The sequence below is a fragment of the Streptomyces sp. NPDC001843 genome (assembly GCF_042891955.1).
In the GTDB taxonomy this organism is placed as follows: domain Bacteria; phylum Actinomycetota; class Actinomycetes; order Streptomycetales; family Streptomycetaceae; genus Streptomyces.
In genome coordinates this window covers 67,064-88,356 of sequence record NZ_JBIATQ010000007.1, presented here as the reverse complement: position 1 = coordinate 88,356, position 21,293 = coordinate 67,064, and the positions used below count along the sequence as shown (strand labels likewise).

17 protein-coding genes are annotated in these 21,293 nt (G+C 71.0%); 5 read left to right on the top strand and 12 right to left on the bottom strand.

Annotated features, from left to right (window positions below; translation table 11 throughout):
- Positions 1 to 5: 5 nt before the first annotated feature.
- From ACFYZQ_RS19095 to ACFYZQ_RS19085, 3 genes are all read right to left on the bottom strand, one after another.
- A complete protein-coding gene (locus ACFYZQ_RS19095; RefSeq protein ID WP_389148686.1) occupies positions 6 to 764 on the bottom strand; it encodes an NUDIX domain-containing protein in 759 nt (252 codons plus the stop codon).
- 47 nt (positions 765 to 811) lie between these two features.
- Positions 812 to 2,905, bottom strand: coding sequence for a glycogen debranching N-terminal domain-containing protein (locus ACFYZQ_RS19090; protein ID WP_389148683.1), 2,094 nt, complete (start codon positions 2,903 to 2,905; stop codon positions 812 to 814).
- A gap of 371 nt (positions 2,906 to 3,276) precedes the next feature.
- Positions 3,277 to 4,707, bottom strand: a complete 1,431-nt coding sequence (locus ACFYZQ_RS19085) for a DUF4192 family protein (RefSeq protein ID WP_389148681.1) — start codon at positions 4,705 to 4,707, stop codon at positions 3,277 to 3,279.
- Between the two features lie 197 nt (positions 4,708 to 4,904).
- Between ACFYZQ_RS19085 and ACFYZQ_RS19080 the strand changes: the two genes are divergently transcribed.
- The gene (locus tag ACFYZQ_RS19080) at positions 4,905 to 7,070 is read left to right on the top strand and encodes a RecQ family ATP-dependent DNA helicase (protein WP_389148678.1); all 2,166 of its coding nucleotides are present in this window, start codon (positions 4,905 to 4,907) and stop codon (positions 7,068 to 7,070) included.
- 227 nt (positions 7,071 to 7,297) lie between these two features.
- A complete protein-coding gene (locus tag ACFYZQ_RS19075; RefSeq protein ID WP_389148675.1) occupies positions 7,298 to 7,918 on the top strand; it encodes a hypothetical protein in 621 nt (206 codons plus the stop codon).
- Between the two features lie 349 nt (positions 7,919 to 8,267).
- On the opposite strand, the gene ACFYZQ_RS19070 is transcribed toward ACFYZQ_RS19075, so the two are convergent.
- The 3 genes from ACFYZQ_RS19070 to ACFYZQ_RS19060 form a co-directional block, all read right to left on the bottom strand.
- Positions 8,268 to 8,903, bottom strand: a complete 636-nt coding sequence (locus ACFYZQ_RS19070; RefSeq protein ID WP_389148673.1) for a hypothetical protein — start codon at positions 8,901 to 8,903, stop codon at positions 8,268 to 8,270.
- A gap of 68 nt (positions 8,904 to 8,971) precedes the next feature.
- Positions 8,972 to 9,673, bottom strand: coding sequence for a ribonuclease HII (locus tag ACFYZQ_RS19065; RefSeq protein ID WP_389148670.1), 702 nt, complete (start codon positions 9,671 to 9,673; stop codon positions 8,972 to 8,974).
- 81 nt (positions 9,674 to 9,754) lie between these two features.
- Entirely contained in the window at positions 9,755 to 10,378 is a 624-nt protein-coding gene (locus tag ACFYZQ_RS19060) for a TetR/AcrR family transcriptional regulator C-terminal ligand-binding domain-containing protein (protein WP_389148668.1), read from the bottom strand.
- 184 nt (positions 10,379 to 10,562) lie between these two features.
- Here ACFYZQ_RS19060 and ACFYZQ_RS19055 point away from each other — a divergent pair, with 184 nt between their 5' ends.
- The gene (locus ACFYZQ_RS19055) at positions 10,563 to 12,110 is read left to right on the top strand and encodes an MFS transporter (RefSeq protein WP_389148665.1); all 1,548 of its coding nucleotides are present in this window, start codon (positions 10,563 to 10,565) and stop codon (positions 12,108 to 12,110) included.
- A 276-nt stretch (positions 12,111 to 12,386) separates the two neighbouring features.
- Here the strand turns inward: ACFYZQ_RS19055 and ACFYZQ_RS19050 are convergent, their stop codons facing one another.
- The 4 genes from ACFYZQ_RS19050 to ACFYZQ_RS19035 form a co-directional block, all read right to left on the bottom strand.
- The gene (locus tag ACFYZQ_RS19050) at positions 12,387 to 13,292 is read right to left on the bottom strand and encodes an ADP-ribosylglycohydrolase family protein (protein ID WP_389148663.1); all 906 of its coding nucleotides are present in this window, start codon (positions 13,290 to 13,292) and stop codon (positions 12,387 to 12,389) included.
- 98 nt (positions 13,293 to 13,390) lie between these two features.
- Positions 13,391 to 13,954, bottom strand: a complete 564-nt coding sequence (locus ACFYZQ_RS19045; RefSeq protein WP_389148661.1) for a helix-turn-helix domain-containing protein — start codon at positions 13,952 to 13,954, stop codon at positions 13,391 to 13,393.
- A gap of 283 nt (positions 13,955 to 14,237) precedes the next feature.
- A complete protein-coding gene (locus ACFYZQ_RS19040; RefSeq protein WP_389148658.1) occupies positions 14,238 to 14,870 on the bottom strand; it encodes a histidine phosphatase family protein in 633 nt (210 codons plus the stop codon).
- Between the two features lie 119 nt (positions 14,871 to 14,989).
- On the bottom strand, positions 14,990 to 15,595 hold the full coding sequence (locus tag ACFYZQ_RS19035; protein ID WP_389148655.1) for a YdbC family protein: 606 nt from the start codon (positions 15,593 to 15,595) through the stop codon (positions 14,990 to 14,992).
- Between the two features lie 152 nt (positions 15,596 to 15,747).
- Between ACFYZQ_RS19035 and ACFYZQ_RS19030 the strand changes: the two genes are divergently transcribed.
- Complete coding sequence (locus ACFYZQ_RS19030; RefSeq protein ID WP_389148652.1) at positions 15,748 to 16,281, top strand: TerD family protein; 534 nt, start codon at positions 15,748 to 15,750, stop codon at positions 16,279 to 16,281.
- Positions 16,282 to 16,384: 103 nt separating this feature from the next.
- Here ACFYZQ_RS19030 and ACFYZQ_RS19025 read toward each other — a convergent pair whose 3' ends face one another.
- Entirely contained in the window at positions 16,385 to 19,288 is a 2,904-nt protein-coding gene (locus ACFYZQ_RS19025; RefSeq protein WP_389148649.1) for a vitamin B12-dependent ribonucleotide reductase, read from the bottom strand.
- 164 nt (positions 19,289 to 19,452) lie between these two features.
- Positions 19,453 to 20,001, bottom strand: coding sequence for a transcriptional regulator NrdR (gene nrdR, locus ACFYZQ_RS19020; RefSeq protein WP_389148646.1), 549 nt, complete (start codon positions 19,999 to 20,001; stop codon positions 19,453 to 19,455).
- 505 nt (positions 20,002 to 20,506) lie between these two features.
- On the opposite strand from nrdR, the gene lexA reads away from it, so the two are divergent.
- On the top strand, positions 20,507 to 21,286 hold the full coding sequence (lexA, locus tag ACFYZQ_RS19015) for a transcriptional repressor LexA (protein WP_389148643.1): 780 nt from the start codon (positions 20,507 to 20,509) through the stop codon (positions 21,284 to 21,286).
- Positions 21,287 to 21,293 lie beyond the last annotated feature (7 nt).

The window sequence follows — 21,293 nt, the reverse complement described above, 5'->3', positions numbered from 1 at the left end:
GAGCCTCAGACCTCGGGTCGCAGCATCGGAGGGTTGAGCAGAGTGGCGCCGCCGGCCCGGAAGAGCTGGGCGGGGCGGCCTCCCTGGCGGGTGGTGGTGCCACCGGTGGGGACGAGGAAGCCAGGGGTGCCGGTGACCTTGCGGTGGAAGTTACGGGGGTCGAGCGCGACGCCCCAGACCGCCTCGTAGACCCGGCGCAGCTCTCCGACGGTGAACTCGGGCGTGCAGAACGCGGTGGCCAGCGACGAGTACTCGATCTTCGAGCGTGCTCGTTCCACTCCGTCGGCCAGGATCTGGGCGTGATCGAAGGCCAGCGGTGCCACCGGTTCGCCGTCGCGGCCGTACCCGCCGTGCTGCAGCAACTCCTCGACGGGCGCCCAGCGCGCGTTGCTGGCGTCGCCACCCGCCCGGGGCGGGGGCAGGTCGGGGGCGAGCGCCAGGTGCGCGACGCTGACCACGCGCATGCGCGGGTCACGCTTGGGGTCGCCGTAGGTCGCCAGCTGTTCCAGGTGGGCGCCCTGGTCGTGGGCGGGGGCGTGCGGGTCATGGGCGCGCAGCCCGGTCTCCTCGGCGAGTTCCCGCGCCGCGGCCTGTGCCAGGTCCTCGTCCTCCCGCACGAAGCCGCCCGGCAGCGCCCAGCGCCCCTGGAACGGCGCCTCGCCCCTGCGTACCGCCAGCGCGCACAGGGCATGGCGGCGCACGGTCAGCACGACCAGGTCCACGGTGACGGCGAAGGGCGGGAACGCTGACGGGTCGTAGGGCATGCCGCGATCATAGTCGTCTTCCTGACGATAAACACGCCCCTACGCGGTCAGGATCCCAGCTGCAGGCCGTCCGCCGCCTCCTCGACCATGGCCAGGCCGAGTCTGCTGACCCTGGTGGAGAAGGGCGCGCCCGCGACCCGCAGTCCGGTCAGACCGATCTCGCCCAGCGGCGTGCTGCGCGCGGGGCGCAGGGTGACCGTACGGGCCGGCGCGTCGGGGCGGATACCCGTGAGCGCGACGAGGATCAGCACGGTGGAGGCCGCCGCCGTGGCGGCCGGGCGGCAGGCCGCCGGGTGCGGCAGGGGAGCGCTCCCCTCGGCACGCTGTTCCCCGGCGTACATCTCGGGCAGCCGGTGGCCGAAATGCTCGGCCGCGGCGAGCAGCCCGCGCAGCAGACCGCCGGCCTCCTTCTCATGGCCCGCTGCGGTCAGTCCGGCGACGGCGAGTGCCGTCTCATGGACGCGGACGGCTCCGGTCCGGTGGCCGAACGGATTGTGGCCCGCCTCCTTGGCGCTCAGCCCGCGCAGACCCCAGCCGGAGTCCATGGCCGGGCCGCCGAGCAACCGGGCGAGTTGCTCGGTCTGCGCCTTGTCCAGCAGACCCGGCGCGAGTTCTCCGGCGCCCAGCAGGCCCGTGTCCAGGAGATGGACGGTTGCGGCGCCGAGGTGCGGAAGGGGGCGGCCGTCCGGGCCGCGGGCGGCGACCGGCCGGCCGCCTCCGCGATCCTCGGTCCAGAAGTCGCGCCGGAAGGCGGTCCGCAGCTCCTGCGCCCACTGCCGAAGCCCCTCGCCGCCCGGTCTGCCGCAGTCGTCGAGGAGATCCGCGCCGAGCAGCGCCGCGCGGTGCGCGTGGGCCTGTGTCTCGCAGCGTATCGGCCCTCCCGGCTGCGGATCGCAGAGGTATGCGCCCTCTCCCGCGGTGCTCCGTAGCCACGTCAGGCAGCGCTCCGCCGCGGGGAGCAGTTCCTCCGTCTCCCGCTCCGGGAGTCCCCAGCGGCGGGCCTCCGCCAACAGGACCGGGAACAGCAGCGTGGCCTCGGTTGCCGTGCAGCCGGGCGGCAGGTGGGCTCCCGCGTCCCGACGCGGTCCCGGGACGAGACCGGCCCGTGGCCCCGGGCCCGTGAGCTGGGTGCGGGCGAGGATGCGCAGGGTGCCCGCGGCGAGCCGGGTGCCGAGCGGCAGTGTCATCCGCGCGGCGGCGAGCGCCTCGGCCGGGGCCGGGCCGCAGCGCCAGGGCACTCCCGCCGCCAAGCAGGTGTCGGAAGGATGCGCGGGGTCGCGCAGCAGCAGGGCCTTGAGGTCCTCGATGCTCGTGCGCAGCAGGGCGGGGACCCTTCGGTCGTCACCCGTCGCGCGGGCAGGGGCCAGGGGGCTCGTCGCGGCTCGCCCCACGGCTCTGACCGGTCCTGCTCGGTCCGCTCTCACCCGCAGCTGCACTGTGGCCGTACCGCCCGGTGGAAGTTCCAGTTCCCAGCGCAGGAGTCCGGCGGAGGCCAGCGCGTCGGCGGGCGGCGGATGGGCCGTGACCGACGAGCCGCCGGTGGGGCAGGTCCAGCGCAGGCCGGAGTCGTGAACGTCGGCGGGCAGTTCGCCCCCCGTGTTCCCGGAGGCGATGGCCCTCAGGTCCGCGAGGTCCGTGGCCAGGGCGACCTCGACCGGCAGGCGCAGTGGGCGCGGGGCGGAGCTGTGCACAATGATCCGTTCGGTGCCGTCGGCGTCGCGGAGCCGCTCGACGACGACGTCCGGATCGGGTCCCGCTGCCGGGGAGGAGCGCACTGTGCCCACGAATCGGGCCCGGCCGGCTTCGGTCATCCTGGCCTGCACCGGCAGCGGTTCGCGGCCGGCCACCCTGACCTGGCAGCGGGAGAGCAGGCGGCGGCCCGCCCGGTAGAACCCCTCGAGGCCCCGCCCGGTCAGCTGTCCCTGCTCCGTGGAGATGGCGAGGCCGGGCAGGGCGACGCAGACCAGGGCGTTGTGGGTGGGCGGCAGGTCGGCCGGACGGCGTGCCGCAGGGAGTTGTCCGCGTGCGGTGGCATTACGGCGGGGCGAGGCATGGCCGGGACCGGCGCCCTGCGGGGACGGCACGGGCCGGCCCGGGGAGGGACGCCCGTCGCCGGGGAAGGGCTGGGGCGGCTGATGCATGGCGGGCTTCTTCTGCGCTCTGTGCGCCGGGGACGTCTCCGGCGCCGGGTGGAGGAGGGCTCGGGAGGGACGAGGGACCGGCGGCACGGCCCGTCCTGGCGTTCCGCCACTCAGGTGAACGGAACGGGGCTCCTCCGGGTCACGCCTCCCCCCGGGTGAGCCGCCCGAACGGCGGTGTGGCCGCAGGGCGGGCGCCCGGTCCGGATCGCCGCGCCAGTGCCGGCGAATGAGTGCGAGGCCGCCGGAACCCAGCGGGACGCCGCGGGCGGGCCGACGGCCTCGCCGGCGAACGGCCGGCCGCCACCTCCAGCAGGTCCCGATGAGTCCTCCGCCCAGTCCTGCCCGGCCGCCCAGTCCTGCCCAGGGCGGGTTCACCCGTCCCCGTCCGTGCCGTTGTGCACGGACGGTGTGCGCTGCGGCGCGGCACAGCCCTTTCGGGCCCTGCTCCTCCCCGCCGCTCGCGTGCGCGTACTCTCCGGCTTCGAGGCGCCCGGGCGGGATCGGCCCGGGGCGGCCGGACGAACCCTCTCGGCCTCCGGCGATGCCGCGTCCGGGCATGGGCGGGCGGGGCCCTCAGTCCGACGGGAGGGGTGCCGTCGGCGGCCTCCCGTCTCCGGTGTGCCCCGGCCGTCCGTGGTGACGTCCGCCTCCGTGACGGCCTCGGGCGTGTCGTCCGGTCGCGCGTGTCCCGCGCGCTGCGCGCGCAGACAGCGGCGGATCGACTCCGGGTCCAGGCCCTCGTTGCATGCCTGGTGCAGGAGGCGGGCGAAGAGGTAGTCCGGGTCCGCGCCCAGCGCCATGGCCAGGGCCTCGCGGGCCTCGATGTCGTCGCCCGCGGACCATGCGACCCAGCCGGCCAGAGTGAGGGGTGCGGCGGCGTGCTCGCCGTAGGGCCCTACGCAGCGGCGGGCCAGAGCACGCCAGAGGCGCAGGGCGGGACCGGCGTCGTCGCCCTCCATCCACGCGGCGGCGCGGTCGCGCGTCGTGCGGTCCTGCAGGCCGAGGATCAGCGCCGCGGCTTCGTCGTGAGCGAGCAGTTCGTCGTCGCGGCGGTCCGCCTGATGCGTGCCGGACACGGAAGGTGCCACGGCGAACCGGTTCATGATCCGTTCGGCGAGAGCGAGGGTTTCCTCCGCCACGTCCGCGCGGCTCGCGTCGTCGAGGATCCGGGGCACCAGGGACATGCCCGCGGCGTCCAGCACGATCTCCTGCTCCAGCGCGGCCCCGGTCTGCCAGGGCAGCAGCCTCGCATGCAACTCGCCGAGTGTCCCGCGTACCTGGATTCCGGCGTAGGCGGCCGCGGCCGCCAGCACGGAGGTGCCGGGCAGGCCCATCGGCACCCCTTCCGCCGGGCAGCAGTCCTGGTTCGGGCAGCAGTACGACCAGAAGCGGCCGTCGGAGATGCACAGCGCCTCGATCACCGGTACGTCGAGGGTGCCGCACTCGGTGCGCAGCAGTTGGGCGAGCGGACGGAGACGCTCCATGACCTCGCTGCCCGACTCTCCCTTTCCGGGTTCCTGGCAGACGTAGGCCACCATCTGCTCCGGGCGGGCACCTCTGCGCTCGCTGCCGGTCACCAGGCCGTGGGCCAGCTGCCGGGCGGCCGCGGCCCAGTCCTCCGCACCGGCGGGGATGCCGAGCCTGGCTCGTCCGCCGAACCTGCCGCGCCCGTCGCGGTCATGGAGGGCGACCAGGACGATGCTGTCCTCGGGGCGGTACCCGAGCAGATAGGGGAGGGCGTCGGCCAGCTCGGCGGGGGTGCGCAGGGTGACCTGGCCGTCGTGTGCGATGCCTGCGTTCAACGCTCCCGGTGCGGTGATGTCTCCGTTTTCGGAGGGTCCGGTCGTTTCACTGTGGTTCGTCATGCGTCGACGATCTCGCGGATCACGAAGTTCCGCTTCGACCTGTGGATAAGTCCGAGCAGGGACACGCCAAGCACGTACCGCTCGGGGCACCTCGGCCGGCCCGTCTGTCAGTGCCGTCCTGTTGTATGGAACGCATGGACCACACGAGCAACGCGGACCTCCGGACTCAGGCCGACGCCGTCCTCGCCCGCCTCGTCGGAGACGCCACCGGCGCCGCCCGGCTGCGCGAGGACCAGTGGCGGGCGATCGAGGCGCTGGTCGCCGACCGGCGCCGGGCCCTGGTCGTGCAGCGCACGGGATGGGGCAAGTCCGCGGTCTATTTCGTGGCGACCTCCCTGCTGCGGGCCCGCGGCAGCGGCCCCACCGTGATCGTCTCGCCGCTGCTGGCGCTGATGCGCAACCAGGTGGAGGCGGCGGCCCGGGCCGGTGTCCACGCCCGGACGATCAACTCCTCGAACACCGAGGAGTGGGACACCATCCAGGGCGAGATCACCGCGGGGGAGGTCGACGTGCTGCTGGTCAGCCCGGAGCGGCTCAACAACCCGGACTTCCGCGACCAGGTCCTGCCCAAACTGGCCGCCGCGACCGGGCTCCTCGTGGTGGACGAGGCTCACTGCATCTCCGACTGGGGCCACGACTTCCGTCCGGACTACCGTCGACTGCGCACCATGCTCGCCGACCTCCCGCCGGGTGTCCCCGTGCTGGCCACCACCGCCACGGCCAACGCACGCGTCACGGCGGACGTCGCGGAGCAGCTCGGCACCGGGAACTCCTCGGACGCGCTGGTGCTGCGCGGCCCGCTGGACCGGGAGAGCCTCACCCTGAACGTCCTCGGACTGCCGGACGCCGCCCACCGCATGGCGTGGCTCGCCGACCACCTCGACGACCTGCCGGGCTCCGGGATCGTCTACACGCTCACCGTGGCCGCCGCCGAGGAGGTCACCGCGTTCCTCCGGCAGCGGGGGCACGCCGTCGCCTCGTACACCGGCAGGACGGAGAACGCCGACCGGCAGCAGGCCGAGGACGACCTGCTCGCCAACCGGGTCAAGGCACTCGTCGCGACATCGGCGCTCGGCATGGGCTTCGACAAGCCCGACCTCGGGTTCGTCGTCCACCTGGGCTCCCCCTCCTCCCCCATCGCCTACTACCAGCAGGTGGGCCGCGCGGGCCGCGGCGTCGAGCACGCCGAGGTGCTCCTCCTGCCCGGCAAGGAGGACGAGGCGATCTGGGAGTACTTCGCATCACTCGCCTTCCCCTCCGAGGACCTGGTGCGCCGCACCCTCGACGTGCTCGCCCGTGCCGACGGCCCGATGTCGCTTCCCGCCCTCGAGCCCCTGGTGGAACTGCGCCGCTCCAGGCTGGAGACGATGCTGAAGGTCCTCGACGTGGACGGCGCGGTCAAGCGCGTCAAGGGCGGCTGGATCGCCACCGGCCGACCGTGGACGTACGACTCCGAGCGGTACGACTGGGTGGCCCGCCAGCGGAAGGCCGAGCAGCAGGCGATGCGGGACTACTCCGCCGGCACGGGCTGCCGGATGGAGTTCCTGCAACGCCAACTGGACGACGAGGACGCCAAGCCCTGCGGCCGCTGCGACAACTGCGCGGGCGCGCGTTTCACGGCGGACACCTCCACGGCCGCGCTGGACGCCGCGCGTGTCGATCTCGGCCGGGCGGGTGTGGAGGTGGAACCCCGCCGTATGTGGCCCACGGGGCTTCCGGCGATCGGCATCGACCTCAAGGGCCGTATCCCTGCCGGTGAACAGGCCGCCACCGGGCGTGCCTTGGGACGACTGTCGGACATCGGCTGGGGCAACCGGCTGCGGCCGATGTTCTCACCCGGGGCGGCCGACGCGCCCGTGCCGGACGACGTGGCGCGAGCCGTCGTGGGCGTGCTGACCGACTGGGCCAAGGGGCCCGGCGGCTGGGCCCCGGGTGCGTCCGGCCCGCAGGACCGCCCGGTGGGTGTCGTCACCGTCGCCTCTCGCACCCGGCCACGGCTGATCCACTCCCTGGGCGCCCGTATCGCGGAGATCGGCCGGCTGCCCCTGCTCGGCTCCGTGGAATACGCCGGTGACGTGCCGCGCGCCTCCCGCAGCAACAGCGCGCAACGCCTCAAGGCCCTGGACGGCGCCCTGACCGTGCCGCCGGAGCTCGCCTCGGCACTTGCCGAGGCCCGAGGCCCCGTCCTCCTCGTGGACGACTACACCGAGACCGGTTGGACCCTGGCGATCGCGTCCCGCCTGCTCCGGAGGTCCGGCGCACAGGGGGTGTTGCCGCTGGTCCTGGCCGTCCAAGGCTGACTCCCCCCGTGTCACCGGAGGCCCAGCGGGTAGGGATATATGCCACGCACCACCAGATAACAGTCTGCCGCCCCAATTGCTCGTTGCCGCATCGAAGTTCGACAGGAAGAATTGAGGTCCGCTCCCCGCACGGCTCGCTCGTGATCCGGTTGGGCTTTGCTGCGGTGCGCGCTCCCCTGAAATCCGACCCCGCCCGTCAGTATGGGCGCGTAGCCGAAGGGAGGAACGTGACCTTCGGATTCGCTCCGTCCTCGGCGGCATCGCTGTCGACGTCCGCGTCCGCCGCTTCCGCCAGCCGCCTGCTCGAGCCCGCGGAATGGGCCGCCGCCGGAATCCCGCTGCTGCGCAACCCCCGCGAGGTGGTCAGCGGGCTGCACGCCCGGCACCGTCCCACACCGGCCACCGCGATCGTGGCCGTCCTGGACCCGGACGATCGGCTGTGCGCCAGTGCCTCGTTCGCCCGCCGCCCGGCCCCCGCCGACGGCTGGATGTTCCGCAACGCGCTGCTGGCTCAGCTCCGCCGCGTCATTCCGCACGACCTGCGGCGCCGCACCCCGGTGCGCACCGCGGTACTGCTCTACTGCCGTGAGGGCGACGCGCGTTGGACGGAGGAGGACGGTGCGTGGATGTGGGGGCTGCGTGACGCCTGCACCCTGCACGGGCTGCGCTGCGGGGCGTACATCACGCTGACCCGGGACGGCTGGCAGGTGCTCGGCGAAGGCCGCGGTGGACGCCGCCCGAGCGCGGACTCGGCACCGGAGCCCTTCGCCACTTCGGACGCCCCGCCCCCGCTGCCCCGCACCGGTGGCGCCGTCTCGGACGTCCTGCGCCGGGCGGCGGCCCGCTGAGAACGGCCCGTACGGGCACGAAGAAGACCGTCATCACGCACCCTGCGACGCACGGCAGGCGCCTGTTTTGGCCAGGCACTGGTCCGGTGCGGCGCCGGGGCGGCGTACGGTGACCGCGCAGGGGCCGCACAGCGCGGCAAAGCGGAGCGCGGGGCCGCCCCGCGCCGTGGCACACAGGGGTGCGGCGCGCGGAGCGGCCGTTCAGGGTCCACCACTCGGTACCCGAGGTGCCCGGCCGGCCCTCCGCGTCCCCGTCCGTCACACGGGCACGCCGAAGCCCGCTCCGGGCACGTGCCGCCGCGGCGGCACTACTGACGCCCACGGCACCCCGGACGGCGCCGGACGCGGGTCAGACGCCCGCGACCAGCGCCGAGTTGATCCGCTGCGGGTCACCACAGACGATCAGCAGGGCGCTCGCCCGCGTGCGGGCGAGCGGAAGGACCTTGACGGCATCGGCGTCGGAACCGCCGTTGACGGCGACGACGACCACAGGGCGGGAGGCGGCGCGGGAGGCCGCGACGGCGTCGGTGTAGAAGACGTCGTCGCCCGCGTCGTGCTGCGCCCAGTAGGAGGCTTCACCGAAGGACAACTCGTGGGCGGCCCACGGGTGCGGTTCGCCGGTGGTGATCACCAACACGTCACCAGGGGCACGACCCGATTCCAGGAGCAGGTCCACCGCTTCCTCGGCGGCGTCGAGGGCGCCGTCGGCGGAGGCGGGGATCAGCTGGATCTGCGGGGTCGCGGTCGCGGTGACGGCGGCAGCGGCCGGGCCCGCCGGGCCCGGCTTGGCAGTGGCCGTGTCACGCGGCGTGCGTTGCACCGGGGGCGCGGGCCGGAGAGGGCCGGGACGACCGGGACGCGACGGAGCCGCGGGGCGGGGGCCGGGTACGGGACGGGGGGTCGGCGCGGTACGGCCACTGGCCGGAGTGGCGCGGGGACCCTGGGCACTCTCGTGAATCTGAGGCTCCTCGGGAATGAGAGGCATGAGCTGTTATTTATCAAACGTTGGTGCGGCTCGCGCGACCGGGTGGTACATCAGTGCGAGCGGAACCGTCAGAAATCGAAGCCGAGCTGGCCCTCGATTTCCGGAACGCTTCCATCCGCCCAGCTGCGGGCCTTCTTGAGGTGCCGCCACTGGGGCAGCGCATCAAGATACGCCCATGACAACCGGTGGTACGGGGTGGGGCCCCGCTCCGCCAGCGCGGCCTTGTGCACGGGTGACGGATACCCGGCGTTGTCCGCAAAACCGAAGTCTGCATGGTCGATACCCAGTTCGGCCATCATTTTGTCGCGCTGAACCTTGGCGATCACCGATGCCGCCGCCACCGCTACGCACGACCGGTCGCCCTTGATCACGGTGCGCACCGTCCAGGGCACGCCGAGATAGTCGTGCTTCCCGTCGAGGATCACGGCTTCGGGACGGACGGGCAGGCCTTCCAGGGCACGGACCGCGGCGAGCCGCAGCGCGGCCGTCATCCCCAGATCGTCGATCTCCTGCGGCGAGGCGTGTCCCAGGGAGTAGGACGTCACCCACTGCCGCAGCGCCTCGGCGAGCTCCGTGCGCCGCTTGACGGTCAGCAGCTTGGAGTCGGTGAGGCCCACGGGCGGGCGGCGAAGGCCGGTGATCGCCGCGCAGACGGTCACGGGTCCGGCCCACGCGCCGCGCCCCACCTCGTCGACACCGGCAATGACCTTGGCTCCGGTCGTGGCGCGGAGTGAGCGCTCGACGGTGTGAGTTGGTGGTTCGTACGGCATGGCGCACTCAGGGTACGCCGCCGGGATCCCCGCGCGACACCCCGGTGCCCCAAGCCGCGCGAAGGCCGCCGCAACGAGTGATCAGGAGCCGTACGGCCGAAGCAGCGGCAGCATCAGCTGGTCGATCATGTCTTCCAGATCCTGGTCGCTCCATTCGCTTCCGCAAACCTTTGATCGATACATCATCATCGCCGGAATGGCGTCGAAGACATAGCCGTTGGCCGCATCGGGACGGACCTCACCTCGCTCTATACCACGGGAGATGACGTCACGCAGCAGCCTGAGGGTCGGCTCCACCACACCGCCGAAGATCACTTCGTGGAAGCGTTCAACCTGCGCGGGATCGCATTCGTGAATGATGGCACGCAGCGCGAAACCGGGGCGGGAGAACATGGCCCGGCGGGCCTGGAAGCACAGCTCGAGGAGGTCCTCGCGCACGCTACCCATGTCGGGAGCCTCTTCGAGGCTCGGCAGTCCGGCCCGAAGCGCGTCGACGACGAGGCTCTCCTTGGACGGCCAGCGCCGGTAGACCGCCGCCTTGCCGGTCTGCGCGGCAGCGGCGACCCCTTCCATCGTGAGGCCGTTCCAGCCGACGGTACTGAGCTGCTCCAGCGCGGCGTCGAGGATCGCGCGTTCGAGCACGGCGCCGCGCCGGCGGGGGGAGGCCGTCCGAGCGGGAGCGGCCGTCCAGCGCGAGGTAACCATCCGAGTTTCTCCAGTGAGCGGGGGGCGGGGATACAGGCAACGGGGAAGGGCGCCGCACGGCAGCAACGGGGGACGCGAGGCGGCGACAAGTCAAGTGAACGCTTGCGTTCCTTATCGGGGAGTCTCTACCGTGGACACGGCAGTGAACGCGATCGTTCACTAATGGCTTTGTGGGGGACCCAAGGTGACAACCTCTCAACTGATCGAGGACGACAAACCGAAGACGGCTCGCCGGGAGGGGCGTCCCGGCATCGCGCTCACCGTCATCGCGGCCTGCCAGCTCATGGTGGTACTCGACGCGACGATTGTGAACATCGCTCTTCCACACATTCAAGACGCGCTCAAGTTCAGCACGACAGACCTGACCTGGGTGGTCAGCGCCTACACGCTCACCTTCGGTGGCCTGCTGCTGCTCGGCGCACGCGCCGGCGACATCCTCGGCCGCCGCCGGGTGTTCATGACCGGCATCCTGCTGTTCACCTTCGCGTCGCTGCTCGGCGGTCTCGCGCAGGAACCGTGGCAACTGCTCGCGGCACGAGCCCTGCAGGGCATGGGCGGCGCGATCGCGTCGCCCACTTCGCTGGCGCTCATCACCACCACGTTCCCCGAAGGCCCCGAACGGAACCGCGCGTTCGGCGTGTTCGCCGCCGTCTCCGCGGGTGGCGGCGCCATCGGCCTGCTCGCGGGAGGCATGCTCACCGAGTGGCTGGACTGGCGGTGGGTGCTCTTCGTCAACGTACCGATCGGCATGCTGATCGCGTTTCTCACGCCGCTCTACATCAACGAGTCCGAACGGCATCCCGGGCGCTTCGACATCGCCGGCGCGCTCACCTCCACGGCCGGTATGGCAACGCTCGTGTACGGCTTCATCCGGGCGGCCGAGGAGGGCTGGCGGGACAGCCTGACCCTCGGATCCTTCGGCGCCGCCGTTGTCCTGCTGCTGGGCTTCACGTTCACCGAGAGGCGGGCCAAGGAGCCGATCACCCCGCTGAGGATGTTCGCCGACCGCAACCGGTCGGGCACGTACGTGATCATGCTGAGCCTGGCCGCGGCCATGTTCGGCATGTTCTTCTACATCGTCCTGTTCGTTCAGAACGTGCTGGGCTACAGCCCGATCAAGGCCGGTGTGGCCTTCCTCCCCGTCACGTTCGCGATCGTCGTCGGCGCCGGGCTGTCGCAGCGCTTTCTGCCCTCTCTCGGCCCCAAACCGTTCATGGCGGCAGGCTCGGCGCTCGTGGTGATCGGGCTGGTCTGGCAGACGTTCATCAGCCCCGACAGCTCCTACCTCGGCGGAGTGCTGGGGCCGATGCTGGTGTTCGGCTTCGGCATGGGCCTGAACTTCGTGACGGCGACGGTCACGGCGGTCTCCGGTGTCGCCCAGCACGAAGCGGGCGCGGCGTCCGGACTGCTCAACGCCACGCAGCAGGTGGGCGGTTCGCTGGGACTGTCGATCCTGACCACGGTGTTCGGTTCCGCCGCCAAGGACGAGGCGAAGAAGCAGCTGCCGAAGTTCCTCGCCGACGGCACGCCCGCGCAGAAGGCCGAGTTCACCAAGACGCACCAACTGCCCGCGCCCTGGGGACACGAGGTGCTGGCCCACGGGATCTCGACCGCGTTCATCCCGGCCGCCGCGATGGCCGTGCTCGCCCTCGCCACCGCCGTCCTGGTGATCAAGGTGCGCAAGAAGGACCTCGAAGCCCTCGCCGGCACGGCGGGCCCGGGCATCGGCTGAGACGACCGGATCGGCACAAGGCCGCGGATGGCCGGCCCGAGCCCGGGGGAACGACCGCAAGGGCGCCCGGTCGGCCATCCGCACGTATGTCACGCCCCCACCCCCCGCGGCCCCGACGACCCATGACTCGATGACTCGATGACCGCGCGCCCTCCGCGTCGCACGGCGACTGTCAGTACAACGTGCGAAGGTGACGCACAGTTCCCACCGAACACGCAGAGTTCGCAGCGCTCGTGGTGTTCGTACGCCGGTCCCCGGTTCCGGAGCGGACAGGCGTCACGCGGTCGTGCGCACCCAGTCCGGCAGCGACTCCGTCCGCTCCACCCACTCGGTGGGCGGAGTACCCGCCTCCCCGGCCGCGAGGACGCCACCGACGATGGCGCAGGTGGTGTCCACGTCGCCGCCCACCTGGGCGGTCGTCCAGAACGCCGTCTCGTAGTCACCGAGAGCCCGCGCGGCCGACCAGAGAGCGAAGGGGACCGTGTCGTGGGCACTCGTACGCCGCCCGCAGCCCAGCACGGCCGCGACGGTGCCGGCGTCGTCGTAGTCGAGCATGTCCCGGGCGCGCCGCAGCCCGGCGCCTACCGCGCTCTTCGGGACGAGAGCGACCACCGAGTCGAGGAGTTCCCCGGGGCTGGGCGGACCGTCCGGGGCCGCGACCAGTGCGGCGGCCGCGGCGACGGCCATGGCGCCGACCACCGCTTCGCGGTGCTGGTGCGTGGGATATGCGGAGATCTCCGCCTGGTGACTGGCCTGCTCCGGGTCTCCCGCGTACCAGGCGCCCAGGGGCGCGATCCGCATCGCGGCCCCGTTGCCCCAGGAGCCCTGCCCCTTGAAGAGTCCGGCGGCCAGCTCCCGCCAGTCCTCGCCCTCGCGGACGAGGCGCAGCAACCGGTTGACCGCCGGGCCGTAGCCCCGGTCGAAGTCGTGGTGGTGGGCGAAGGAGTGGGCCAGTGCGTCCTGGTCGACGCGGTGGTGGGCGGCCAGCACCGCGACGACCGAGCAGGCCATCTCCGTGTCGTCGGTCCACTGCCACGGACCGGCGGGCAGCTCGCGGCGCTTCAGCAGGGGATAGTGCGCCGGAACGAAGAACTGCGAGCCCAGCGCGTCCCCCACCGCAAGCCCACGCAGGCTGGTCAGGGCTCGTTCCAGGCGCGCGGGAGGTGAGGAGTCAGCGGTCATCGCCCTGCCACTCTAGCCGTTGATCCAGTGGGGCACCGGTTCCCGCCGGCACTCGAGCCGTCGATGGACGTAAGCGCCCCGTTGAATCCTCGGTCCCGTTACCTGCGGCGCAGGTCGCTGACGGTTTCGCCGAACTCGCGTTTGAGAGCCCTGCCAAGGTGTTCGGGAGCATGCACTCCCCATCGTGCGGCGATCGCGGCCGTGGAGACGTCCGAGGAGGCGGGGTCGAGAAGATCCCGGCGGATCCGTAGCAGGCGTTCGTGCCGTACCCACACGGCGAAGGGCAGGTCACTGCCTTTGAAGAGCGCGTGCGGGTGCCGGACGGAGATGCGGTGCCGGCGCGCGACTCGCTCCGCATCGAGCTGGGAGTCGCCGAGGTGGGCCAGTGCGTAGGCACGGATACGGTCGACGAGGCCGGTGGCGACGGGAACCTGCTCGGGGGTGGTGTCGGCGAAAGCGGCGAGGAGGAGCGCGGTGAGCGCGTCGCTCAGATACGTGCGTGCCACACCCCGACATGGGAGGTCCTCGTTGACGGCGGACAGCGCGTGGCCGAGGAGTCCGCCGATCCCGCCCTCCGTCGACAGGGGCAACGCCGTGCGTCGGCTGACGGAGTTGGCATACCTGGCTATGCCCTCGACGCCCACCGGCGGATGCAGCAGCACGCCCCCACCCGCGCCGAGCGCATCGTCCTCGGCCGCACCTGATCCGGACCGCGCCGCAGACCTCGCGACGACGCTCGCGGATCGTCACTCCACACTCCACACACGCTTCCCACCCGCGCCTGGGACGGCACCGACTGCGGCGGTGTTCCCTGTGCGGCCACGGCCCGTCGACATCGCACCAGCGGGCCGTGCCGTCATCGAAGCCCTATATCGCGTTTGCCGCAGCTCAGTCAGTCAGTCAGGCAGGCAGGCAGGCAGAAGCACCGAAAACTCGAAGGGTGCCCTACTTCCACCGCTCGAAGGGCCGGTCGAGGGTGTACTTGCCGTCGTCCCCGAGAACGAGCATGCGCATCTCGGCGTTCCCGGGGTTGGACAGCGACTCGAACTCCGCGACGGTCCAGTGGAACCAGCGCATGCAGAACAGGCGCATGGCCAGGCCATGGGTCACCAGCAGCACGTTCGGCGGGTGGTCGGGGTCCTCGAAACTGCGGAACAGGCTCTCAAGGAAGCCGCCGACCCGGTCGTACACGTCGGCACCGGACTCCCCCTGAGGGAAGCGGAAGAAGAAGTGCCCGTAGGCGTCCCGGTAGGCCTTCTGGAGGCGCACGTCGTCGCGGTCCTGCCAGTTTCCCCAGTCCTGCTCGCGCAGCCGGGGTTCCTCGCGCACCCGTATGAGCTCCGGGTCGAGGTGGAAGGCGCGGAGCGTCTCGTGCGTACGCCGGTAGGGGGACACGTACACGCTCACGCGTTCGCGTCCGAAGACGTCGCGGAGAGTCTTGCCGGTCTCCTCCGCCTGCCGGCGGCCCCGCTCGGTCAGTGCCAGAGCGTGGTCGGGTTCCCGCTCGTACACGGAGTCATCAACATTGCCCGTTGACTCCCCGTGGCGGACAAGGACGATGCGCCGTGGTCGTGCCATGCCAAAACCCTAGATCCAATGGGAGCCGGTCGAGCACCCGTACGGGCTCCATACGGCGTAGGTCACACGAATCCTGCACCGCAGAGGCCCCAAGGGCGCGGAATCCGCGGGTCCGGATGTCAGACCGTCCAGCTCGGCTCCAGTTCCACTATGTCACCGGTGAGCGCCGCGACGTCCGCCTCCGTCTGTGCGCGCAGGGCCAGGCGTTCCACCCGCTCGGTCCGGTACTTGCCGTGCTCCGCGGCCGACCGCCACATCGACAGCACCAGGAACTCCTGCCCCGGTGCCTCGCCGAACATACCGCGGATCATGCCGGGCGAACCGGCCATCGCGGGGTTCCAGACCTTCTCCTGCATGAGGGTGAAGTGCTCGACGCGCTCCTCGTGGATCCGGCAGAGGGCCACGCGGATCAGGTCGGTGTCCGTGAACCGCGGTTCGAAGCCGGTCTTCACGTCGAAGCGGTACTCGAACAGCTTGACCTGGACGTCCTTGAACGTGCCCGACTGCGCCGCCGCCAGCCGGTCGTGGGAGCGGGCCATGAAGGAGTCGTAGAAGGCACGGCTCTCCCAGAAGGCGAAGATGTGCGCCACGCCGGGCCGCTGCCGGCTCCATCCTCCGCCCTGCCCCCGAAACCCCGGCTCCCCGAGAAGCCCCGCCCACTTTCGCTGCCCCCGCTCGAAGCCGCGGCGGTCCACCACGGTGCAGCGAATCCACTTGACCAGCACCGCGCCATGGTAAGGCCACCTGGCGTGGCGCCGGTCACGCTCCGGCGGAGACGGACCGCGCACGCGCCCCCGTGCCCATGGCACGATGGACAACGATCTGTCGCTGCCCAGAAGTTGAGGCAGTGAGGCCTCCAGGGGGAAGGGGACGCGCGGTGACCGGCTTCAGCAAGGGGATCCGCAAGGTCGAGGTCGCACTCAAGTGGGACCCGAGTCCGGCGGGCGAGCCGCCCACCGACCTCGACATCGTCGCCGCGACGTTCGCCGCGGGCGACCCGTACGGCGCTCCGGTCTATGTGGTGCACTTCGACAGCCGGTCCCCCGACGGCACCATCTTTCTCAACCGGGACAGCACCGACGGCAGGGGCTTCGGCTGGGACGAGGTGATGACCCTCGAACTCGACCGCCTCGACGGCCGGTACGCGCGCGTGGTCGTCGGTGTGGTCATCCAGCAGCGCCTGGTGGACCGGACCTTCGCCGGCGTTCTGAACCCGGCGGTGCGCATCCGGGAAGGCTACGACGTTCTTGCCGAGGACGACTTCGGCTCGGTGCTCGGGGCGACGGCGGCGGCGGTCGCGGAGTTCACGCACGACGAGTCCGGCAACTGGAACTTCCGTCCCGGGGTGCACGGCTTTGAGGACGACCCCGCGACCTTCACCAGATCCATGGGCAGGATGCACCAGCCCTGACGCCCGCTCGGCGGGCGCAGACCACGGGCCGGGCGCGCGCCTGGACAACGGTAAGGGGCGCCGGCCCATGGCCGGCGCCCCTTACCTCAGTCACTGCCCGTCATCAGCTGCAGCCGCTGGTCGAACCGCAGCCCTCGCAGATGTAGCAGGAGCCGGCCCGCTGCATCTTCGTGCCGCAGGAGAAGCACAGCGGGGCGTCGGCCTGGATGCCCAGCTGCATCTCCACCAGTTCGGCACTGGTGTGGGCCTGCTTCGGGGCGGGCTTGGCCGCCTCTGCCTCGGCCTTCGGTGTGGCGACGGCCTTCAGCTCCTGGGCGCGCGGCGCCGACTGCGCCAGGCCTTCGACGTCGACCTCCTCGTCGGTGGGCTCGTAGGAGCCCGTCTCGAGGTGGCGCTGGCGCTCCTCGGCGGAGTGGATGCCGAGCGCGGAGCGCGTCTCGAAGGGCAGGAAGTCCAGCGCCAGGCGGCGGAAGATGTAGTCGACGATCGACTGCGCCATCCGCACGTCGGGGTCGTCCGTCATGCCTGCCGGCTCGAAGCGCATGTTGGTGAACTTCGAGACGTAGGTCTCCAGGGGCACGCCGTACTGCAGGCCCACCGAGACGGCGATGGAGAAGGCGTCCATCATGCCCGCGAGGGTCGAGCCCTGCTTCGACATCTTCAGGAAGACCTCGCCGAGACCGTCGTCAGGGTAGGAGTTGGCGGTCATGTAGCCCTCGGCGCCACCGACGGTGAAGGAGGTGGTGATGCCGGGACGGCCCTTGGGGAGGCGCTTGCGGACCGGGCGGTACTCGACGATCTTCTCGACCGTCTCGCGGATGGTCGCCTCGGCCTTCTCCGTGACGGCGTCGGTCGCGGACTTCTCCTTCTCCTTGGTCTTGGCGGAGAGCGGCTGGCCGACCTTGCAGTTGTCGCGGTAGATGGCGAGGGCCTTGATGCCCATCTTCCACGCCTCGAAGTAGACCTCTTCGACGTCCTCGACGGTGGCGCTCTCGGGGAGGTTGACCGTCTTGGAGAGGGCGCCCGAGATCCACGGCTGGATCGCGGCCATCATGCGGACGTGGCCCATCGCGGAGATGGCCCGCTCGCCCATGGCGCAGTCGAACACCTCGTAGTGCTCGGGCCGCAGGCCCGGGGCGTCGATCACGTTGCCGTGCTCGGCGATGTGGGCGACGATCGCCTCGATCTGCTCCTCCTGGTAGCCCAGACGGCGCAGGGCCTGCGGGACGGTGCCGTTGACGATCTGCATCGAGCCGCCGCCGACCAGCTTCTTGAACTTGACCAGGGCGAGGTCGGGCTCGAGGCCGGTGGTGTCGCAGGACATCGCGAGACCGATGGTGCCGGTCGGGGCGATGACGGACGCCTGGGAGTTACGGAAACCGTTCTGCTCGCCGAGGCGCAGCACGTCCTGCCAGGCCTCCGTGGCGGCGGCCCAGACCGGGGTGTCCAGGTCGTCCATGCGGACGGCCACGGCGTTGGCCTCGGCGTGCTGCGTCATGACGCGCTTGTGCGCGTCGGCGTTGCGGGCGAAGCCGTCGTAAGGGCCGACGACCGCGGCGAGCTCGGCGGAACGCTTGTACGCGGTGCCGGTCATGAGGGAGGTGACCGCACCGGCCAGCGCGCGGCCGCCCTCGGAGTCGTAGGCGTGGCCGGTCGCCATCAGCAGGGCGCCGAGGTTGGCGTAGCCGATGCCGAGCTGGCGGAACGCGCGCGTGTTCTCGCCGATCTTCTGGGTCGGGAAGTCGGCGAAGCAGATGGAGATGTCCATCGCCGTGATGACGAGCTCGACGACCTTGGCGAAGCGCTCGACCTCGAAGGACTGGTGGCCCTTGCCGTCGTCCTTGAGGAACTTCATCAGGTTCAGCGAGGCGAGGTTGCAGGACGTGTTGTCCAGGTGCATGTACTCGCTGCAGGGGTTCGAGCCGTTGATGCGGCCGGACTCCGGGCAGGTGTGCCAGTGGTTGATCGTGTCGTCGTACTGGATGCCCGGGTCGGCGCAGGCCCAGGCGGCCTCGGCCATCTTGCGGAAGAGGGTCTTGGCGTCGACCTCCTCGATGACCTCGCCGGTCATCCGCGCGCGCAGACCGAACTTGCCGCCCTGCTCGACCGCCTTCATGAACTCATCGTTCACGCGGACCGAGTTGTTGGCGTTCTGGTACTGGACCGAGGTGATGTCGTCGCCACCGAGGTCCATGTCGAAGCCCGCGTCGCGCAGGGCGCGGATCTTCTCCTCCTCCTTGACCTTGGTCTCGATGAAGTCCTCGACGTCGGGGTGGTCGACGTCCAGGATGACCATCTTGGCGGCGCGGCGGGTGGCACCACCGGACTTGATGGTGCCGGCGGAGGCGTCGGCGCCGCGCATGAAGGAGACGGGGCCGGAGGCGTTGCCGCCGGAGGAGAGCAGTTCCTTGGAGGAGCGGATCCGGGAGAGGTTCAGGCCGGCGCCGGAGCCGCCCTTGAAGATCATGCCCTCTTCCTTGTACCAGTCGAGGATCGACTCCATGGAGTCGTCGACGGACAGGATGAAGCAGGCGGACACCTGCTGGGGCTGCGAGGTGCCCACGTTGAACCAGACGGGGCTGTTGAAGCTGAAGATCTGGTGCAGGAGGGCGTAGGCCAGCTCGTGCTCGAAGATCTCGGCGTCGGCGGGCGAGGCGAAGTACTTGTGGTCCTCGCCGGCCTTCCGGTACGTCTTCACGATGCGGTCGATCAGCTGCTTGAGGCTGACCTCGCGCTGCGGGGTGCCGACGGCACCGCGGAAGTACTTGCTGGTGACGATGTTGACCGCGTTCACCGACCAGAAGTCGGGGAACTCGACGCCGCGCTGCTCGAAATTGACCGAGCCGTCGCGCCAGTTGGTCATGACGACGTCACGGCGCTCCCAGCTCACCTCGTCGTACGGGTGCACGCCGGGGGTGGTGTGGATGCGCTCGATACGCAGGCCCTTGGTGGCCTTGGCGCCCTTTGATCGGGAACCTCGTGCCGGACCGCTCGCCGTCTCTGTCATGCCGCCTCCCTGTACGGGCGAAAACGCCCTGAAATGCCACGATGTTCCCGTGACACGGTGATCTGTCTTGTGTTGCGGACACCCTCACGCTGCCGCCCGCAACAGGCCTCTGGTCGCCGCCGTCCCGCCGGAACCGGTGTCTCCGCCCCGTTCCGGCCCGCCGGTCAGTCGGCGTGGGCGGGCACGGGGACCTGCGAAGTCCCTCCGGGCCCGCGATCGTCTTCCTTGCTCCCCGCTCCCGCGTCCTCGTCGACCGCGGCGGGTCCTCGCGTCCCCTCCCTGAGTTCCGCGATGGCGGCCTCGAAGTCCTCGAGCGAGTCGAACGCCCGGTAGACGGAGGCGAATCGCAGATAGGCGACGAGGTCGAGCTCCTGCAGTGGGCCGAGTATGGCCAGCCCCACGTCGTGGGTGGTCAGCTCGGCGCTTCCGGTGGCCCGCACCGCCTCCTCGACCCGCTGGCCGAGCTGGGCGAGTGCGTCCTCGGTGACAGGCCGTCCCTGGCATGCCTTGCGCACGCCGTTGATGACCTTGGTACGACTGAAAGGCTCGGTGACTCCGGACCGCTTGACCACCATGAGCGAGCACGTCTCCACGGTCGTGAAACGACGGGAGCAGTCGGGACACTGGCGGCGCCTGCGGATGGACGTGCCGTCGTCGGTCGTACGACTGTCGACCACGCGGCTGTCGGGGTGCCTGCAGAAGGGGCAGTGCATGATCTCCAACCCTCCTCACAGCAGACTCAACAGCCCCAGAGACCTCACGGGCCTCTCGGAGCAGCCACAAGCATAGGGGATCACCGGAGCATCGCCGACCCGGGGGACCACAACTTGTGGGCAGCTGCAGCAATCCAACCACTACATGTGGGGCTTGGCCCATACACCAACACGCTCGCGTGTCGCAGATGTACCACTGCCGCGGATACGGAGATACCGTGGGCGCCGCACGGAGGTCACGTAGGACTCCGGAACAGAAGGGCTCCGGTAGCCCGGTTGACGGGATTCCGGATGGCAGACTGGGGACGCAGCCCACGAGGTCGCCACCCCGGCGGTGAAGAGTACAACAATGAGCCTTTTTGTCCGCCAGGTGCCGCGTTAGCCATACACCCGCACACACGACAACGTCAGGTGAACGGCGTTTTTTCACTCGAACGTGTGTTTGGCGCAACCTTTCGAAAGCAACTACCGTTGTCCAGCAGGGAGACCATCGAGAGGGGCCGACGTGACCACCACCGCAGACAGCGCCACCATCACCGCCCAGGACCGCTCCCAGGGCCGACTCGAGCCGGTGCACGCGATGAACGAAGCCACGAATCCCGAGGGACACAAGCGATCCCTGCCGGGCCGACCTCCAGGCATCCGGGCGGACAGCTCCGGACTCACCGACCGGCAGCGCCGGGTGATCGAGGTCATCCGGGACTCCGTGCAGCGGCGGGGCTACCCGCCGTCGATGCGGGAGATCGGCCAGGCCGTGGGCCTCTCCAGCACGTCCTCGGTCGCGCACCAGCTGATGGCGCTGGAGCGCAAGGGCTTCCTGCGCCGTGACCCGCACCGTCCGCGCGCGTACGAGGTGCGCGGATCCGACCAGTCGGTCACGGTGCAGCCCACCGACACCGCGGGCAAGCCGGCCGCGTCCTACGTTCCGCTGGTCGGCCGCATCGCCGCCGGTGGCCCGATCCTCGCCGAGGAGTCGGTCGAGGACGTCTTCCCGCTCCCCCGGCAGCTGGTCGGTGACGGCGAGCTCTTCGTCCTCAAGGTCGTCGGCGACTCCATGATCGAGGCGGCGATCTGTGACGGCGACTGGGTCACCGTCCGCCGCCAGCCGGTCGCCGAGAACGGCGACATCGTGGCCGCCATGCTCGACGGTGAGGCCACCGTCAAGCGCTTCAAGCGCGAGGACGGCCACGTCTGGCTCCTGCCGCACAACGCGGCCTACGAGCCGATCCCCGGTGACGACGCGACCATCCTGGGCAAGGTGGTCGCGGTGCTGCGGCGCGTGTGACCACCGC

What these genes read in the sequence shown, in the direction of transcription:
- ACFYZQ_RS19095 (WP_389148686.1), bottom strand. Translation starts at nt 764, where the DNA reads ATGCCCTACGACCCGTCAGCGTTCCCGCCCTTCGCCGTCACCGTGGAC.
- ACFYZQ_RS19090 (WP_389148683.1), bottom strand. Translation starts at nt 2,905, where the DNA reads ATGCATCAGCCGCCCCAGCCCTTCCCCGGCGACGGGCGTCCCTCCCCG.
- ACFYZQ_RS19080 (WP_389148678.1), top strand. Translation starts at nt 4,905, where the DNA reads ATGGACCACACGAGCAACGCGGACCTCCGGACTCAGGCCGACGCCGTC.
- ACFYZQ_RS19070 (WP_389148673.1), bottom strand. Translation starts at nt 8,903, where the DNA reads ATGCCTCTCATTCCCGAGGAGCCTCAGATTCACGAGAGTGCCCAGGGT.
- ACFYZQ_RS19065 (WP_389148670.1), bottom strand. Translation starts at nt 9,673, where the DNA reads ATGCCGTACGAACCACCAACTCACACCGTCGAGCGCTCACTCCGCGCC.
- ACFYZQ_RS19060 (WP_389148668.1), bottom strand. Translation starts at nt 10,378, where the DNA reads ATGGTTACCTCGCGCTGGACGGCCGCTCCCGCTCGGACGGCCTCCCCC.
- ACFYZQ_RS19050 (WP_389148663.1), bottom strand. Translation starts at nt 13,292, where the DNA reads ATGACCGCTGACTCCTCACCTCCCGCGCGCCTGGAACGAGCCCTGACC.
- ACFYZQ_RS19040 (WP_389148658.1), bottom strand. Translation starts at nt 14,870, where the DNA reads ATGGCACGACCACGGCGCATCGTCCTTGTCCGCCACGGGGAGTCAACG.
- ACFYZQ_RS19025 (WP_389148649.1), bottom strand. Translation starts at nt 19,288, where the DNA reads ATGACAGAGACGGCGAGCGGTCCGGCACGAGGTTCCCGATCAAAGGGC.
- nrdR (WP_389148646.1), bottom strand. Translation starts at nt 20,001, where the DNA reads ATGCACTGCCCCTTCTGCAGGCACCCCGACAGCCGCGTGGTCGACAGT.